The sequence below is a fragment of the Blautia hominis genome (genome assembly GCA_002270465.1).
GTDB lineage: Bacteria > Bacillota > Clostridia > Lachnospirales > Lachnospiraceae > Blautia > Blautia hominis.
Genome location: NQOF01000002.1, coordinates 837327 through 852989, shown reverse-complemented (window position 1 = coordinate 852989; position 15663 = coordinate 837327). Strand labels below are relative to the sequence as shown.

15 protein-coding genes and 1 pseudogene are annotated in these 15663 nt (G+C 44.1%); 6 read left to right on the top strand and 10 right to left on the bottom strand.

The genetic code is table 11. From position 1 onward, the window contains the following. Positions 1-321: 321 nt before the first annotated feature. From CI595_RS09910 to CI595_RS09900, 3 genes are read right to left on the bottom strand one after another with little or no spacing between them, the layout of a single operon-like run. Entirely contained in the window at positions 322-1311 is a 990-nt protein-coding gene (locus CI595_RS09910; protein WP_095173072.1) for a sensor histidine kinase, read from the bottom strand. After that, positions 1298-1984, bottom strand: a complete 687-nt coding sequence (locus CI595_RS09905; RefSeq protein WP_095173071.1) for a response regulator transcription factor — start codon at positions 1982-1984, stop codon at positions 1298-1300. Before CI595_RS09905 ends, CI595_RS09910 begins: the two co-directional genes overlap by 14 nt. Positions 1985-2025: 41 nt before the next feature. After that, entirely contained in the window at positions 2026-2925 is a 900-nt protein-coding gene (locus CI595_RS09900) for a LysR family transcriptional regulator (RefSeq protein WP_095173070.1), read from the bottom strand. A gap of 323 nt (positions 2926-3248) precedes the next feature. Here CI595_RS09900 and CI595_RS09895 point away from each other — a divergent pair, with 323 nt between their 5' ends. The 4 genes and pseudogenes from CI595_RS09895 (at position 3249) to CI595_RS09880 (ending at position 5623) form a co-directional block, all read left to right on the top strand. Next, positions 3249-3503, top strand: coding sequence for a TfoX/Sxy family DNA transformation protein (locus tag CI595_RS09895; protein WP_095173069.1), 255 nt, complete (start codon positions 3249-3251; stop codon positions 3501-3503). 254 nt (positions 3504-3757) lie between these two features. Continuing rightward, entirely contained in the window at positions 3758-4504 is a 747-nt protein-coding gene (locus tag CI595_RS09890) for an alpha/beta fold hydrolase (RefSeq protein ID WP_095173068.1), read from the top strand. A 135-nt stretch (positions 4505-4639) separates the two neighbouring features. Continuing rightward, positions 4640-5047, top strand: a pseudogene (locus CI595_RS27125) (DUF3795 domain-containing protein); the annotation flags it as partial. Between the two features lie 12 nt (positions 5048-5059). Next, a complete protein-coding gene (locus CI595_RS09880) occupies positions 5060-5623 on the top strand; it encodes a YdeI/OmpD-associated family protein (RefSeq protein WP_095173265.1) in 564 nt (187 codons plus the stop codon). Between the two features lie 140 nt (positions 5624-5763). On the opposite strand, the gene CI595_RS09875 is transcribed toward CI595_RS09880, so the two are convergent. From CI595_RS09875 to CI595_RS09845, 7 genes are all read right to left on the bottom strand, one after another. After that, on the bottom strand, positions 5764-6171 hold the full coding sequence (locus CI595_RS09875) for a VOC family protein (RefSeq protein WP_095173067.1): 408 nt from the start codon (positions 6169-6171) through the stop codon (positions 5764-5766). 47 nt (positions 6172-6218) lie between these two features. Continuing rightward, positions 6219-7067 (bottom strand): helix-turn-helix transcriptional regulator, encoded by an 849-nt coding sequence (locus CI595_RS09870; protein ID WP_242987117.1) that lies wholly within the window; start codon positions 7065-7067, stop codon positions 6219-6221. Then, positions 7064-8134: a tyrosine-type recombinase/integrase gene (locus CI595_RS09865; protein ID WP_095173066.1), complete on the bottom strand. Its 1071-nt coding sequence runs from the start codon at positions 8132-8134 to the stop codon at positions 7064-7066. Before CI595_RS09865 ends, CI595_RS09870 begins: the two co-directional genes overlap by 4 nt. Before the next feature lie 161 nt (positions 8135-8295). After that, the gene (locus CI595_RS09860) at positions 8296-9054 is read right to left on the bottom strand and encodes an ABC transporter ATP-binding protein (RefSeq protein ID WP_095173065.1); all 759 of its coding nucleotides are present in this window, start codon (positions 9052-9054) and stop codon (positions 8296-8298) included. Between the two features lie 3 nt (positions 9055-9057). Then, on the bottom strand, positions 9058-11376 hold the full coding sequence (locus CI595_RS09855; protein ID WP_095173064.1) for an ABC transporter permease: 2319 nt from the start codon (positions 11374-11376) through the stop codon (positions 9058-9060). Between the two features lie 47 nt (positions 11377-11423). Then, positions 11424-12065, bottom strand: a complete 642-nt coding sequence (locus CI595_RS09850; protein WP_095173063.1) for a TetR/AcrR family transcriptional regulator — start codon at positions 12063-12065, stop codon at positions 11424-11426. A gap of 243 nt (positions 12066-12308) precedes the next feature. After that, a complete protein-coding gene (locus CI595_RS09845) occupies positions 12309-12575 on the bottom strand; it encodes a hypothetical protein (protein ID WP_095173062.1) in 267 nt (88 codons plus the stop codon). A 212-nt stretch (positions 12576-12787) separates the two neighbouring features. Between CI595_RS09845 and CI595_RS09840 the strand changes: the two genes are divergently transcribed. Both CI595_RS09840 and CI595_RS09835 read left to right on the top strand, forming a co-directional pair. Continuing rightward, complete coding sequence (locus CI595_RS09840) at positions 12788-13639, top strand: helix-turn-helix transcriptional regulator (protein ID WP_095173061.1); 852 nt, start codon at positions 12788-12790, stop codon at positions 13637-13639. Next, positions 13632-15662 (top strand): HelD family protein, encoded by a 2031-nt coding sequence (locus CI595_RS09835; protein WP_095173060.1) that lies wholly within the window; start codon positions 13632-13634, stop codon positions 15660-15662. Before CI595_RS09840 ends, CI595_RS09835 begins: the two co-directional genes overlap by 8 nt. Position 15663: the final 1 nt, after the last annotated feature.

The following is a 15663-nucleotide window of genomic DNA, read 5'->3' as shown; positions in this document are numbered from 1 at the left end:
TAACTGTGAGGGTACTGAACAGTTACAGGTATTTTATTATTCTATCATCTTCGACACGGATTTACCAGAAGGGATGTTCCGATTTAAGATCCTTGCGGCATTATGCCTTTGCGGGTGCGCAGAAGAGAAGAGGACTGACACAAGTCCCGGGAATGTCCGGGAGGAAGCGCAGTTTCATGATGCGGGGTATCTTTATTTTGCGGAGAGTCTTGACTGGCTGGCAAATTGTCAGGAAACAAGCATTCCTAAATTTAAAAAAACTGTGGACCGGCATTGATGCCATATGGGACAATCCGTATTTTGTCATCACCAAGGTATGCATCATTTTGGAAAACGGATGGAAAATACAGCACCGCCCTTGGGATGATTTTTTGCAGTGACCGTTCCGCCCTGCCGGGTAATGATCGTCTTACAGAGTGCCAGGCCGATCCCGTAACCCGCAGTGTCTGTATTTTTTCCACGGTAGAATCTGTCAAACAGGCAGGGCAGATCTTCTTTTTTGAAACCTGTCCCGCTGTCATGAAGGGTGATCTCAACAAACAGCGGGGTATCTTCACAGACAATTTCAATCTTTCCGTTATCACCGGCACTTTCGATACAATTTTTAATCACATTCTGGACTGCCTCCGAAAGCCAGCCTGCGTCCCCCCGGATCCTGGCTCCTTCTGCGATGTCTGTTTGCAGAACGATGTTGTGCAGTTCCATTGGGATCAGAAATGGGCGCAGTGCAGCGTTAATCACACTTTTTACTTCTATATTTCCCTCCTGAAAAACCACGATCCCTGCGTCCAGCCGGGATAATTTCAACAGGGAAGTAACCAGCCAGTCCATCTGTACAAATAATTCCTCTGTTTCCCGCAGCAGAGTCTTTCGTTCCTTAACATCTGAAGCATTCTCCAGCAAAGACAATATCAGGTTGGCAGAGGTAAGGGGAGTGCGGAGCTGATGGGCAATGTCAGCGAGAGAATCGGCAAGATGCTGCTTCTCCTTTTTTAAGGCTTCGTTTTGCTCCCGAATACGCAGTGTCATTTTTGTGATCTCGCTTTGCAGGATAGAAAGTTCGCCCTCCTCAGATTCACTGATAAACAAATGATCCGCATTATGAAGGACAAGGTCAATCTGTTCGGAAATCTGTGACAGGTTCTTATAACGGGCTTTCGTAAATACAAAAAAAGCAGTGCCAAAAGCAGCAGTAGTAACCAGGGACAGTATCCCTGCTGCGGGATGGATGACAAATCCGGCTGCCGCTGCAGTGAAGGCCAGGATAACAAATAAGACCAAAAACTGCCGGATTTCTCTATTCCGAAACATAACTGCCTCCCAGCCGATATCCCGTTCCGCGGACAGTAAGGATTATCTGCGGGTTTGCAGGATCACTCTCGATCTTCTCACGAAGCCGTTTGATGTAGACGGTCAGGGTATTGTTATTGACAAACTCACCTGCCGCGTCCCACAATTCATCCAGCAGTCTGTCCCTTGTCAGGATGATCTTGGGATTGTTGATAAACACCAGCAGCAGGCGGTACTCTAAGGCGGAGAGAAAAACCTCTTTGCCGTCCTTCTTCACCACGCTGCTGGAGGTATCCACATAAAGACCGCACATTTCAAAGGCAGACGGCGAACACCCGAATTTCCGCAGGGCAGTACCAATCCGGGCGATCAATTCGCGCGGGCGGAAAGGTTTTGTGATATAGTCATCTGCCCCCATATTCAGACCGGTTACAACACTGGCTTCATCACCGGATGCTGTAAGGAAGATAACGGGTATCTTCTGTGTCTGTTTGATTTCCGTGCAGACTGTAAAGCCGTTGCCGTCCGGCAGGGATATGTCCACCAACGCCAGGTCGAATTTATTTTCCGCCAGCATGGAAACCGCCTCTTGTTGGGTGGGTGCATGGGTAACCTGAAAGCCCTCCGAACGAAGCAGAAGCGTAAGATTCTTGGCAATTTCCTTATCATCTTCAACCAGAAATATTTTTTTCACTTGTTATCACCATCCTTAACCGGTATCCTATTATCCTTTAACTACGTGTGGTCAGCATTCAGATGTTCCTTTAAGACTGCAATATATTTTTCTGCAGGTTTGGAGAATATCTGATATTTTTTCCATATAATACTCATTTCCGCCTCAAGCCCTGGGTCCAGCGGTCTGAAGCAAAGGCTGCTGTTTCCTGTTGTATTTATGATCTTGTCCAAACAAACGGCATAGCCCAGGCCTTCATCTACCATCAAAGAAGCATTAAAGATCAAATTGTACGTGGCCGCTATATTCAGATCCGATATTTGACATTTCAGCCATTGTGCTAAAGCACCGCCTTTCTCTTCCTGCTGGGATATGATCAAAGGCCGGTCCCATAAATCATCCGGTGATATTGTTTCTTTTAATGCAAGGGGTGAATCCTTTCTCATCAAAACACCCCAGACATCTCTGGCAGGTATTTTGAGCGCATTGTATTTCGTCAAGTCCACCGGACCAAATACAATGCCAAAATCCAGCAGGCCTTTATCCAGCCGTTCCATTACAAAAGTGGAATTCCCGCTGCAAATATGGTAATGAATGCCGGGGGCTGTGTTCTGCAGGCTTTTTGCGGCCTGCGCTAAAATACGGACCGCATCTGTCTCCCCGGTCCCGATATAAATATCCCCCATAACAATGTCATTGGTGAGCGTAACTTCCTTTTCTGTTTTTTTGACCAATTCAAGGATTTCTTCTGCCCGCTTTCGCAAAATCATTCCTTCATCGGTGAGAGTCACTTTTCGTGAACCTTTTGTACCGCGAATCAAGAGCTGCTTTCCCAGTTCTTCCTCCAGGTTTTTTATCTGGGTGGATAATGTCGGTTGAGAAAGATGCAGGGATTCCGCAGCGCGGATAATGCTCTGTTCCCTGGCAATGGCAAGAAAATACTGAAGAACCCGTAATTCCATCTGATGACCTCCTAAATGGGTATATGTACTAAACTTAGGCCTTCCTGTTATAGGGTAGTTTACACTGATTATAGCAATGTTCAAATATTCTGTCAATTTTGAAAGCCGAGCGCCATGTTTTCCGGCCAAAAGAGGAGAAGGCTGCAATGAAATGATCGTGGAGCAGGGCACTCATACTGGACGGATGGAAGAAAATGGTTTTTCTACCCCGAAATAATAAGTTATTGCATTTTGTAACGGTAGTTGCTACAATAACGGAGAAGATCACTTGTAGAAAAAAATAGCTTTTTGCATTTGGCAAAAGAGCGAAAGGATGTGATATAGTGGCAAAACTAACTTCTATGCGTAATATTGGAAATGAAATTGAAAAGAAACTAAAATCAGTTGGTATCTGTTCCACAGAAGAATTGATACAGATTGGCAGTAAAGAAGCATTCATTCGCTTAAAAATGCACTTTCCCAATGTCTGCTTAGTTCATTTATACACGCTTCAAGGTGCAATTGATGATATTGAATACAATCAGTTGTCTGATAAAGTTAAGTGCGAACTGAAATGTTTTAGTGATACCTTTAAATGAATCGCTTTACAGAACATAACGCATACGGTAAATTTATATAGATACGTTTCCCGGGCCAAAGTGTGCTCATACATAATAAGTAAGTTTAAGTGGAATTCCCATGATTCTATGGTATACTGAGAACATATTAAGAACGGAGGTTGCAAACTATGGGAATTTGGATCACAAAACACTAACAGCAAGGTGTTGGTGTTTACAAGCCTTGCTAATCAGATCAGAAAACCAAAAACAGAGAAACGATTAGGAGGCAGACTATGTCATATTTCTATTATCAGTCAAAAAAAATTTATTACACAGAAACGGGAAAAGGAAAACCTGTGTTATTCCTGCACGGCAATACAGCATCTTCCAGAATGTTCGAGCCTTTGCTCCCTCTATATGAGGATACATACCATATCATTCTCATAGACTTTCTGGGCCACGGAAATTCAGACCGCCTGGAGGAATTTCCCCCGGAACTCTGGATGGAGGAAGCCGAACAGACCATTGCATTACTGGAACATCTAAAGCTTGGCCGGGTAAATCTTGTGGGGACAAGCGGTGGTGCGTGGGTCGCTATCAATGCTGCATTAAAACGCCCGGGCCTGATCGGCAGGGTAGTAGCCGACAGTTTTGATGGCCGGACATTAGCAGACGATTTTTCTGCAAACCTGATAAAAGAGCGGATAAACGCTAAGAAGGATGCCATGGCAGTAGAATTTTACCGATGGTGTCAGGGCGAAGACTGGGAGCGTATCGTGGATATGGATACCAGGGCATTGACGCAGTGTGCCGAAAAGAAACTTCCATTATTCTCCAAATCCCTGACCAGCCTGCAGGTTCCGCTTCTGCTTATGGGCAGTGAAGGGGATGAAATGGCCAGAGAGGACTTACAGGCGGAATACCGTACAATAGCCAGTGAAACAGGAGCAGAGATCTGTGTTTTCCCAGAGGGCGGCCATCCGGCCATTCATTCCAATGCGGAACAGGCAGCCATAACCATCCGCAGGTTTCTGGGATAAGTAAAAACAAACATGACATACAGTTGGCGTATTTATTTTGGTAAAATAGTATTGCAGTAAGCTGCAAAGAAAAGAAGGCATGGACAAATATCAGAAATATATGTTCATGTCTTTTTAAATAAGGAGCGAATAAAAATGAAGATGCCGGAAAAAATAGAGCCTGCCATGTTTGCGCCCTGCGGAATGAATTGCATGGTTTGCTATAAACACTGTTATCACAAAAAACCCTGTGAAGGCTGTATAAAAGGTGACCGGGGAAAACCCGAGCATTGCAGAAAATGCAGGATCAAAGATTGTATCAAAGAAAAAGGTCTGTCTTATTGCTTTGAATGTGCCTTGTATCCATGTAAGCAGGTAAAAGCGCTGGAAAAAAGCTACAATACCCGTTATCACAGCAGTCTTATGGCAAACAGCAGGGCAGTACAGGGACTGGGCCTTAACGTATTCCTGGAGCAGCAAAAAGCGGCATACACCTGTCCCAAGTGCGGAGGTATCATTTCTTTCCATGACGCGGAGTGCAGCGAGTGCCGGTACAAGATCAAGGAGGTATTGAGTATGGATAATCCACTTTACTTTAAAACACGTGATGAATTCAGAATATGGTTGTCCCAAAACAGCCGGTCCAGTGAAGGTGTCTGGCTGCTTTTCGGAAAAACCAAGGAGATTAAAACCTTAAAAGCGCAAGAAGCCCTTGAAGAGGCTTTATGTTATGGCTGGATTGACGGAGTTATGAAACGTGTTGATGATAAATCATATGTGAAATATTTTTCTTTGCGCCGTAAAAACAGCAAATGGTCCGAAAAAAATAAGGCACTGGTCAATAGTTTAGAGGAACGCGGCCTGATGACCGAATTCGGAAGAGAAAAAATAGAGGAGGCCATGAAAAACGGCCAGTGGGACAATGCCGGAAAACCTTCCGCAATAACAGAGGAACAGATTGAAATGGTGGGAGAGTTATTAAAACAAAATGAAGCAGCTTATGCCAATTTTCAAGCAATGTCCCCTTCTGTAAAAAAGACTTATACACGGGCATATTTAGATGCTAAGACAGAAGATGGTAAACTTAAGCGATTGACATGGATGACTGCCCGATTAGAAAAAAACCTGAAGCCAATGTAATGAAAAATAACCGGGGCTGTCGGAAAATGAATCATCCATATTATATATCCCCAACCGACTTCATAGCCTGACGCAATATATAGTATGTGAATTTCATTTCCCGACAACCCCATTCTGATTCTTTTTATCTGTTCCCGCTGTTATACGTTGTTGGCATCATTCAATTCAAACAGATTTCCCTCAGGGTCTCTAAAATAGGTACAGCGCATCCCCCATGCTTCAATGTATTGAGGTTCGCCCAGAAACATAACACCCGCCTCTTTAAGACGTAAATAGTCCGCGTCTAGATCAAGCGTGGGAATGACCGCCACGACCGTATCCGGCTGTGTGCTGCCATTTGGCTGTTCATACCCTTGGAACATAGGCATAGCATCTCCCGAAAAGATAGCAAAGCAAGGTTTTTCCTGGATACTTGTGGCAAAAGAAGTGTAAGGTCCGTTTCTGTCACCCCAAACTGCAGTCAAGCCGATCTTCTCTGTGTAAAAGTCATAGCACGCTCCATAATCTTTTCGTACCAGAACACGGATTGTTGTTTCATTAAATTTCATTTCAAAATCCTCTCTTTCTGTTTTATCATTACAGAAATATTATAGACTTAGAATTTTGCTATTTCATTGTAAAAATCGGACATATTGGTTCTGTATTGCTGAGGTGTAATATTACATACCAACTTAAAATCTTTAACAAAGTGGGAGACATCATAATATCCCAGTTTCTCACATATAGAAGCCAATGAATTTGACTTTTCATTCAGAAGCTGAAAAGATTTATTTATCCTCACCAATCGGGAAAAAGATTTCATACTGATACCGAGATGTACATTGAATAATCGGTTTAAATGTCTTGGGCAGTAAAAAATCTTTTCTGAAATGTCAGCAGAAGCCATCGTCCCTTCCGTTTGGATGATGACTTTGATGGCATGCGCAAGCTCTTTCGGGTATTGAAAAAGAATACTTTGCAGAATTATTTTTTCAAATTTATAAAGCAACTCATCTACAGATAAAGAAGTTCTAAAAATCTTTTTCATTGCCGTATCCAGAGAAGTATCCATCATGGAAAAGGGTATGATCTTATCGGTCAGTTCATTTTGATTTATCTTTTTTAAAGGGTAAAATCCTGCCGGCTGAAATTCAACAATGAAGATACTGTCACATTTATTGGCAATATTACCTACCTTGACTGACTTTGTAGCCGGCCCAAACAAAAGGCTGTAAAGTTCAGTCTGATAATAGAAGAGTACAAGTGTAACGCTGCCATGAGGCATAATCGTATAATCATCTGAAATGATCGTTCTATTGGGAAAAGTAATTGTAAAATTCGATATGATATTTTTTAATTTATCACAGGGAAGCAGGTATGCAAAATTCTCTTCCCGGATCAGTATTTCCCTGTCTTTGGATATATGCAGCAAACTGCCTTTATTTATCATTACTCTGACACTCATTGTTCTTTTTCCCTTAACCTTACCGCACTTGCCGCAGCCCGCCTTCTGGAGTCTTTCAGTTTAGCGTAATGTTTCTGTGTTGTGGACACACTTTTATGTCCCAGAACGTCCGCCACAAGGTAGATATCCCCCGTCTCTTCGTAAAGGGCAGTACCGTAAGTAGAGCGCAGCTTATGGGGTGTGATTTTTTTATTTGTGATAATGGGCTGCGTGTATTTTTTTACCATCTTCTCCGTAGCCCTGACACTGAGACGGGTTCCCTGGAGGGAGAGGAAGAGTGCATTTTCATGGCCCGGCTTTGTCTCCAGATTTTCTCTTTCCTCCAGATAATTCAGAAGGGCAATCTCTACTTCCTCACCAAAATAAACAATTTTCTCATTTCCGCCTTTTCGTATGACACGGAGACCACTGTTTTTAAAATTGACATCCGAAATATCCAGTCCCACACACTCAGACACGCGCAGGCCTGTACCGAGAAAGAGGGTAATGATCGCAATATCACGCGTTTTTGTCTTTAAATAATAGCCCTTTTGGTGAGGTGTCAAATTGTCACTGAATTCCTCCATAGAATCTAAGATCATAGCGATTTCGTCAGGATCCAGTTGGATTATGGCTTTTTCGTGAACTTTTGGGACGTCCACAATGCGGGTTGGATTATTTTTAACCATTTCATGTTTATAGAGATAGTCAAACAAGCTCCTTAACGCAGAAATCTTTCTTGATATACCAATTTCACCGTTTGTCATTGCCTCGCCTGTATTTTGACTTTCATAAACTTTCAGATAATTCTGAAATTCTTCAATATCGGTGGGACGAAGATTTTCCAGTACAGCAAGGGATATACTGCGAAGATCCGAATTTTTCAAAACGGGATTTGCAGTTGTAAGGAATTGAAAAAATATCTTTAGATCATAACAATATGCAATCTGGGTCTGCATACTAAGCGTTGTCTGGCGGCCTCTGCAGAAATCCTGTACATACGGAGGAAGCTCCGCCAGAATATTTCTGAGACGGATATTGTTATCAATATATTTTTTCTCGTGATAGCTGATGTTTTTTTTCTCCATGAATTTACACCTCATTATGATTAAGTTCTTGGCAGCGAATTTACCTAATTATAGCCCATCCGGACAAAAAAGTCCACAACTATTCGTAAAATGGACATTTCGCGAATAGTTGTGGAACGCTCATTTTCTTTTCCAGGCAGCCTTTACAGACTGCCCGAAACCTAAATGCCAATTTGCTGCATCCGTTTCATGATGATATCTTCCCGTTTGTCATAGTTTTCTGTTTTTTCATTCTCAAATTTCAATTCACTGACGATCTTTCCGTCCTGCATAAAAAGTACACGCCTGGTTTTTGCCGCCACCTTTGCGTCATGGGTGACCACAAGGACCGCGGTGCCTTCCGCATTGATTTCTTTTAAAAGTGCCATTATTTCCTGTGCAGACTTGGAATTTAACGCACCTGTAGGCTCATCTCCGAAAATGATATCCGGTTCACTCATAAGCGCCCTGCATATACCAGCCCTCTGAAGCTGGCCCCCGGATACCTGGGTGATGTCTCTTTCTTCCAGTTCTTCTATACCCACCTTTTTCATAAGGTTCTTTGCTTTTAACGTCACGGCTCTGACATTTCTGCGATTATCCCGCATGGCAGGCAGGATAATATTATCTAAAAGGTTCAGATTCTTCAAAAAGGCCGGCTGCTGAAAGACAAATCCCATCCTGTTCCTGCGCAGATCCGATAAAGCATCCTCCTTCAGACCTGACAACCGGCAGCCGTCAAACACTACGGATCCACTGTAAGCGGGATCCATACCGCTCAGCGTATAGAGAAGGGTGGATTTTCCCGACCCGGATGGACCCATGACCGAAACAAATTCACCTTTTTCGATTTCCAGAGACACACTATCCAGCACAATATGCTCTTCCCTGCCTTCCCCATAAGATTTTACGATTTCTTTTCCATATAATAAATGCTCCATTCACTACTCCTTTATTGATTGGGAAATACATACATTTCCCGCCTTAGCTGTACCTATTATGGTTGCTGTTAACGCTGCAAAGATCAAAATTGCCGGTGATAATACAAATGCAGACAGAGGATTGACTGTAAATTGAAAGGCTGCTGCTCCCAGGGAGGAAATTGCGGCACCTGCCATTCTTTCCCCCAGTGTCCCGGCAAGTATGGTTCCCAGCAGAATCCCCAAAAGCATCACTGCCGCTGACCTCCAGACATATTGCATGGAAATATCCGAGTCCGTATATCCCATTGATTTTAATACTGCTATGGAATATCTGTCTTTGGATATCAAAAGCTTTATAAACAACAGGATAACCAAAAGGGTAACAGCCACAGCCACAAAAGCAGCTCCCACAGATGCTGTTTTTACCGAACGAAGCGTCTGCCCAAAGGTCTGTGATACATATGTTTCAATACCGGAAACTTTTGCATATGGGAATGTATCCCCATATTCCGAAATCTTTTCCGAAAGCAGATCCGGCTCTCTTAAATTCACACAGACGGTACTCCGGGCAGTTTCCTGGGTCCCCGGTGTAAAAGCCGCCTTTGCTGTTTTCCCTCCATTGGTAATGTCTGAATAAATGCCACAGACAGTCAGATGTTTTTCCCCTTCGTCTGTGAGAAGCGTTATCTCATCACCAACTTCTTTTCCCAGCTCCTTTGCATAGAGCACGGATAAGGCAAGCTCATCAGCAGAGGAAGGCATCTTACCCTGGGCGTATTGCAGAGGAAACACTCCATGGTTTCCAAGTTCAACCTTTATATGTTCTGTTGTTCCGTCTTTCTGTTCTAAACTGAAGATCTCGGTCACAAAGACCGCATAGGTCTCAACTGCCGTGTCCTGTTCCAGATACTCTCCTACATTCACGGCCTTTTCTTCTATCTTATCCGTCTGCTGTATATCCATACGAAGATTGCAGCGCCCCACCCCAAGATAAGTAATGAAACTGCTGTCTGAAATGGTATGATACAGATTCTGCGGTACCACCATAATAAAACATGACAGTATGATCACAAGCAGTATCGTGATATACAGCCGCTTTCTGGCTAATATATCTTTTACTCCTAAAAACAGGTTGGTGCTGAGCCATCTGTTTTTGGACAGCTTGCATTTCTTTGTGCCATACACTTTTTCCTGCTCCGCTCCCTGGCGGATCGCCTGGACTGCTGATATTCTGTGGAATTTTTTCAGTATTCTGTTAATACAGAAAAGGATGAAAAAGAATAGGAGCAAAATTCCAACTATACCCGCCAGCAAGGAAAGTGTGTCTTTTCCGCTCTCTCCCAGATTTACGCGGATACTCTCCTGCAATGGCCCACTAAACACCAGAGACAAAAGGAACCCCGCCCCGCATCCTACTGCAGCAAGAACAGCATAGACAGACAGATAAATACTGCGGATATCCGACACACGGATACCGATCGCTTTCATTACTCCGATTTCCCGATAATCATCCTCAATTTTTGCCAGCAGTGTAAAACGTATACAGAGCAGAGAAATGAAAATGACAAGCACACTGACCAGCAGAATGACCGCGATCATGATTCCGTCGGAAACTGCGCTGATCATCCGAAAAAGCGGCCAGGTGAGAGTCGGCCCGTTAGCCGGCAGTTCCGAAGCACTGTAGGCAGCCTCAAAACCGCTCAGATCAGACAAATCCTTCAGACGGAATTCAATCAGATATTCCACGCTGCCGGACTCCCTCATCTGTCTATAATCTCCTGCGCTCACAAGAAACCTTTTAGAGGAGGCCAGTGTAGAATTCATCTGGGAGTCCCGGACAAAACCGGCTACCACAAAGGTCTTTCCGTCCACAACCGCCTTGTCACCTACTTTTGCAGTTCCATCTCTGTTATAACTGACCGGAACAAACAGTTCCCCGTCTTTTGGCTGCACCGGCTTGTTTGTTTCATCCAGCAGAAAATCAAACCGGCTGCTCTGTACACTGAAACCGTTATCCTGCACACTGGCTGTCAGGGAATTCTCTCCCAGCCTGATTTTTTCGTTGTTCACATTTAGAAATTCCAGGACTTGAAAATCCTCTACATCCCCATTGGCCTGTGCAAATCTCTCTAACTCCTCAAAATCAATATCCCCTGCATGCATCTGCATAAAATGCGGGGTTTTCGCATCTTTCATAAGCGAATCAATAGACCCGAAAAGATGAATGACAAGAATCCCTGCCAGTGACAAAAGCATAGCCGCAGCGGCAATAAATAACACTGTGATGAAGGATATTATTTTATTTCCTGTAATATCTCTCCGGATAATTTTATGATTCATATACACCTCTGTTTTCCAGCAAATGATCGGACTTCATCCGCTTACTCTTATTCCCCGTCTGCAAACATTTTCATAATGTAAGCAAGCCGTCCTTTCTCTGTACCGAGAAGCCGCTCCAAATGGAAAACAAACGCTTTTATGCGGTCCATGCGCTGTTCCTCAGTCAGTTCTACCACGCCGTCATCCAGCATAGTATTCAGATATGCGACCACCATTTCCATACATTCCAATGGATAAGGGGTATCAAATAGCCCCTGTTCGATTCCGTCTGTCAGAACGATGGCCAGGATAGGGGGAACCTGACCCATGATGACCTTTTTTGACTTCTGATGCATCAGTGCATTCTGAGGCCGGTGCAGATGTTCGATCATGCCTTTTCCTCCCGCCCCTTCCGTCTCTTCCAGACGCAGAGCCATGACAACCCGCAGCATACGCTCCTCAACAGGAATCCCCTTGTCTTCTGCGATCCTGCGGGCCTGTGACAGCATCCTTTCACTTTGTCTTTCTATAATAGCATCCATAATATCTTCTTTTGACTTAAAATGATGGTAAAGTGTCCCCCTGGCAATCCCTACTGCCTCCAGGATCTCGTTCGTACTGGTATTGTCAAACCCTTTCAGAGCGAACAGCGCTGCTGCTGCATCTAATATCTCATTTTTTCTTTCGCCGGCTTCTTTGACTACACGCATAATACTCTCCCTCTCTACAGACCGACTGTCTGTCTATTTGTTCTCATACTATCATCAACGACTGCTGCTGTCAAGAAATATTTGAAGCAATTGCCTTCACAATCTATATAGATAATGTTATCATGGAAATCAATGCAGAAACCTGCAGCGCCGACAATATCAGTCAGCGCTTATAGATTTTAAGAAATGGAACCTGTGACACGGCTGCTGCACGCAGTGCAGTCCGTTAATAAGACCGGTATGTTACAATACCTTTAAAGCTATTTCAAGAACAAACGCAGTGATACAGATCATTAAGATAATAACCATGATCGTAACTGGCTGCAGCAGCATAAAATATTGAGCCGTCATAACAATTCCTACAAACAAGGCAGCTCCGCCTTCTATGCGGGAATGAAGGGGAATCTTTTCGACTCCATGATACCGGCTGATAAACGGCAGTTTCCCGCTTATAACAGCAGCTATCCCCCAGACTGCAATCATAACACCAATAATAACAATTCCAATCATCCCGGCACCTCCGTTTTTTCTCTGTCCTGTCACCTATAAGAGCCGCAAAACATCCGTGTTCTATATCTTTTATTATATCAGATAAGTGTAAGAAATTCAGCTTTTATCTCCATAAAATTTCGACAACTTCTGCCCTGACTAAAAAACCGCAAGAACGATTAAACATGCCACCTCAAAGCAAGATATAATATCTCTCTGAAAGGAGGTTCGCTATGCCGAATCAAACGATAGAAAATATTGTGACTGCCATCCATTATCTCGAAGCACACTTAACGGAGAAAAATGATTTGGATACTGTTGCAGATGCCCTTCATTATTCCAAATACCATCTGCACCGTATGTTCACAAATACCGTGGGAATGACCATACATGAATATGTTCTTCGCAGACGGCTGACCGAGGCAGCCAAGCTTCTGGTCTTCTCTGACAAGCCGGTTCTTGATATTGCACTGACTGCCGGATACGAAAGCCAGCAGGCCTTTACAAAAATATTTACTGCCATGTACAAGCAGCCTCCCAGCAAATACCGGGAGAATGAGAAATTCTATCCCCTGCAGTTAAAATTTGAATTAGAAGGGAGTTATCATATGCTGAACAGTTACGGAGACCCGGCATGGAACATCACATACGCGAAAGACGGTGACATCCCATGCTGGATGGAGCTGGTGCGGCTGGTCATAGATGGTTTTCCATATTTGGATGAAAAGGACTATATGCAGGTGCTGAGACGAAGCATTGCCGAAAGACAGGCCCTCATTCTAAAAGACGGACGAACAGCCATCGGCATTCTGCTGTTTTCCCGGGAGAACGGAAGTATAGATTTTATGGGCACCCACCCGCTTTACAAGAAAAAAGGCATTCCAAAGACTTTTCTGGACAAAGTGATGCACGAACTTTTAGATGGAAAAGAGATCAGCATCACCACTTACAGGGAGGGGGACCGGGCAGATACCGGACACCGCATGGAAATTAAGGATCTGGGCTTTGCCGAAGCAGAGCTGCTGGTGGAATACGGTTATCCCACCCAGCGCTTTGTCCTGCCAAAGGAGGAACCCCATGCATAAATTTCCGGATGAAACTGCCCATCTTGCCGCAGTTCTTCAAAAACTGGATACAGCACTTCAGGAAGCCAGCTTAGATGTGGAAAAGATTGACATGGAATATAAAAACGCCAAACGTTATATGGCACAGTACCGGGGCGAACTGGATCCCCATGAAATGTTCCAAAATGAGCTTCTTCTAAAGCAGACAGACCACACAGGCACCATTGCCGCTGCATTCAGAGATAAGCTTGCCAGACTGAAGGATTCCCCTTACTTTGCCCGCATTGACTTTAAACATGAAAATGGGGAATCTATGAACGTATATATTGGCCGCTTTACGTTCCGTTTTGGAGATGAGATGCTTATCTATGACTGGCGTGCCCCTGTCTCCGGTATGTTTTATGACTATGAAACAGGTCCTGCTGGCTATGAGGCCCCCACCGGAAGGATAGACGGGTATCTGACCAGAAAAAGACAATTTAAGATCAAAAACTGCATCATGGAATATGCCCTGGAGAGTGCTTCCAACATTCAGGATGACGTCCTTCAAAGAGAACTTTCCCACACCTCTGACGAGAAGATGAAATCCATCATCTCAACCATTCAGAAAGAGCAGAATAAGATCATCCGGAATGAGAATGCAGGTACACTCATCCTTCAGGGTGTGGCCGGTTCCGGAAAAACTTCCATTGCCCTCCACCGGATCGCTTTTTTACTCTACCGATTCAGAAACCGTCTGACTGCCAAAAACGTAACTATCCTCTCTCCCAACAAAGTGTTTGGGGACTACATTTCCAATGTCATTCCTGAACTGGGGGAGGAGCCTATTTATGCGCTCAGTTTTTCCGATATCGCAGAAATCCAGCTGGAGGGTCTTATCTGTTTTGATGAGGAACAGAATCCTTTGGAGAATCGGGAGGAAAAACGCTCACAGAGAGTCCGATTTAAATCAACATTGGATTTCGTAAAGAGGATAGATACCTATACGGCTGATCTGGATAACACGGTCTTTGCCCCGTCTGATTACACCTTTGGCCCTTTTACTGCCCATAAGGACTGGATCCGAAAGCGGTTTGCGGCTTATAAAAAATATCCGGTAAAACAGAGACTTCCTATGATCGCAGAGGATATATGCCACAAGTTTGAGGATGAAAATATCATGGAAAACGAGCTGCCCAGACCCCGCGCAGTTCTAAAATCTCTCACTTCCATGCTTACCTTCCGCAGCACTCTGGCCTTATATAAAGATTTTTACCGCAAAATGGGCATGTCCCAAATGTTTGTCCTGCCGTCAAAAAAGACTTTGGAATGGTCCGATGTATATCCGTTTCTTTACCTTCACGCTTCCTTTGAAGGTCTGAAGGTAAGCAGACTCACCAAGCATCTGGTTATAGACGAAATGCAGGACTACACGCCAATCCAGTACGCTGTGATCAATCAGCTCTTTCCATGTCCAAAGACTATCTTGGGTGATTTTGGGCAGATCCTAAATCCTGATCATACCCATACCCTGGCTGATCTGCGGACAATATATAAGAATGCGGAGTTTGCGGAGCTGAATACCAGCTACCGTTCCACCTGGGAAATCATGCATTTTGCCAAATCTATTCTGCATCACACAAAGATTCAGCCTGTGGAACGCCACGGAGAAGCTCCCGCTGTGATCTCCTGTAAAACCGATGAGGAGGAACTGCAGCACATACGGGCAGCGATCCACCGTTTTCAGAAAAGCGGCTTTGCTACTTTGGGTATAATCCTGAAAACAGACCGGGCGGCAGAAACGTTTTATCATCTCCTGTACTCCCAATATAAAACAGAGCTTATTTCCCCTAAGAGTACAAGCTTTCACAACGGCATATCCGTTACCTCTGTGCGGATGTCAAAGGGACTGGAATTTGATGAAGTTATCCTTCCTCATGCGGGATGCGAAACTTATGCTTCCGAATATGACAGAAGCCTTCTTTACATTGCCTGCACCAGAGCCATGCACAAGCTTACCCTTCTGTATACAAAAGATCCATGTCCTTTCCTACCATTACAGTGAT

What these genes read in the sequence shown, in the direction of transcription:
- CI595_RS09910 (WP_095173072.1), bottom strand. Translation starts at nt 1,311, where the DNA reads ATGTTTCGGAATAGAGAAATCCGGCAGTTTTTGGTCTTATTTGTTATC.
- CI595_RS09900 (WP_095173070.1), bottom strand. Translation starts at nt 2,925, where the DNA reads ATGGAATTACGGGTTCTTCAGTATTTTCTTGCCATTGCCAGGGAACAG.
- CI595_RS09890 (WP_095173068.1), top strand. Translation starts at nt 3,758, where the DNA reads ATGTCATATTTCTATTATCAGTCAAAAAAAATTTATTACACAGAAACG.
- CI595_RS09880 (WP_095173265.1), top strand. Translation starts at nt 5,060, where the DNA reads ATGGATAATCCACTTTACTTTAAAACACGTGATGAATTCAGAATATGG.
- CI595_RS09875 (WP_095173067.1), bottom strand. Translation starts at nt 6,171, where the DNA reads ATGAAATTTAATGAAACAACAATCCGTGTTCTGGTACGAAAAGATTAT.
- CI595_RS09870 (WP_242987117.1), bottom strand. Translation starts at nt 7,067, where the DNA reads ATGAGTGTCAGAGTAATGATAAATAAAGGCAGTTTGCTGCATATATCC.
- CI595_RS09865 (WP_095173066.1), bottom strand. Translation starts at nt 8,134, where the DNA reads ATGGAGAAAAAAAACATCAGCTATCACGAGAAAAAATATATTGATAAC.
- CI595_RS09860 (WP_095173065.1), bottom strand. Translation starts at nt 9,054, where the DNA reads ATGGAGCATTTATTATATGGAAAAGAAATCGTAAAATCTTATGGGGAA.
- CI595_RS09855 (WP_095173064.1), bottom strand. Translation starts at nt 11,376, where the DNA reads ATGAATCATAAAATTATCCGGAGAGATATTACAGGAAATAAAATAATA.
- CI595_RS09850 (WP_095173063.1), bottom strand. Translation starts at nt 12,065, where the DNA reads ATGCGTGTAGTCAAAGAAGCCGGCGAAAGAAAAAATGAGATATTAGAT.
- CI595_RS09845 (WP_095173062.1), bottom strand. Translation starts at nt 12,575, where the DNA reads ATGATTGGAATTGTTATTATTGGTGTTATGATTGCAGTCTGGGGGATA.
- CI595_RS09840 (WP_095173061.1), top strand. Translation starts at nt 12,788, where the DNA reads ATGCCGAATCAAACGATAGAAAATATTGTGACTGCCATCCATTATCTC.
- CI595_RS09835 (WP_095173060.1), top strand. Translation starts at nt 13,632, where the DNA reads ATGCATAAATTTCCGGATGAAACTGCCCATCTTGCCGCAGTTCTTCAA.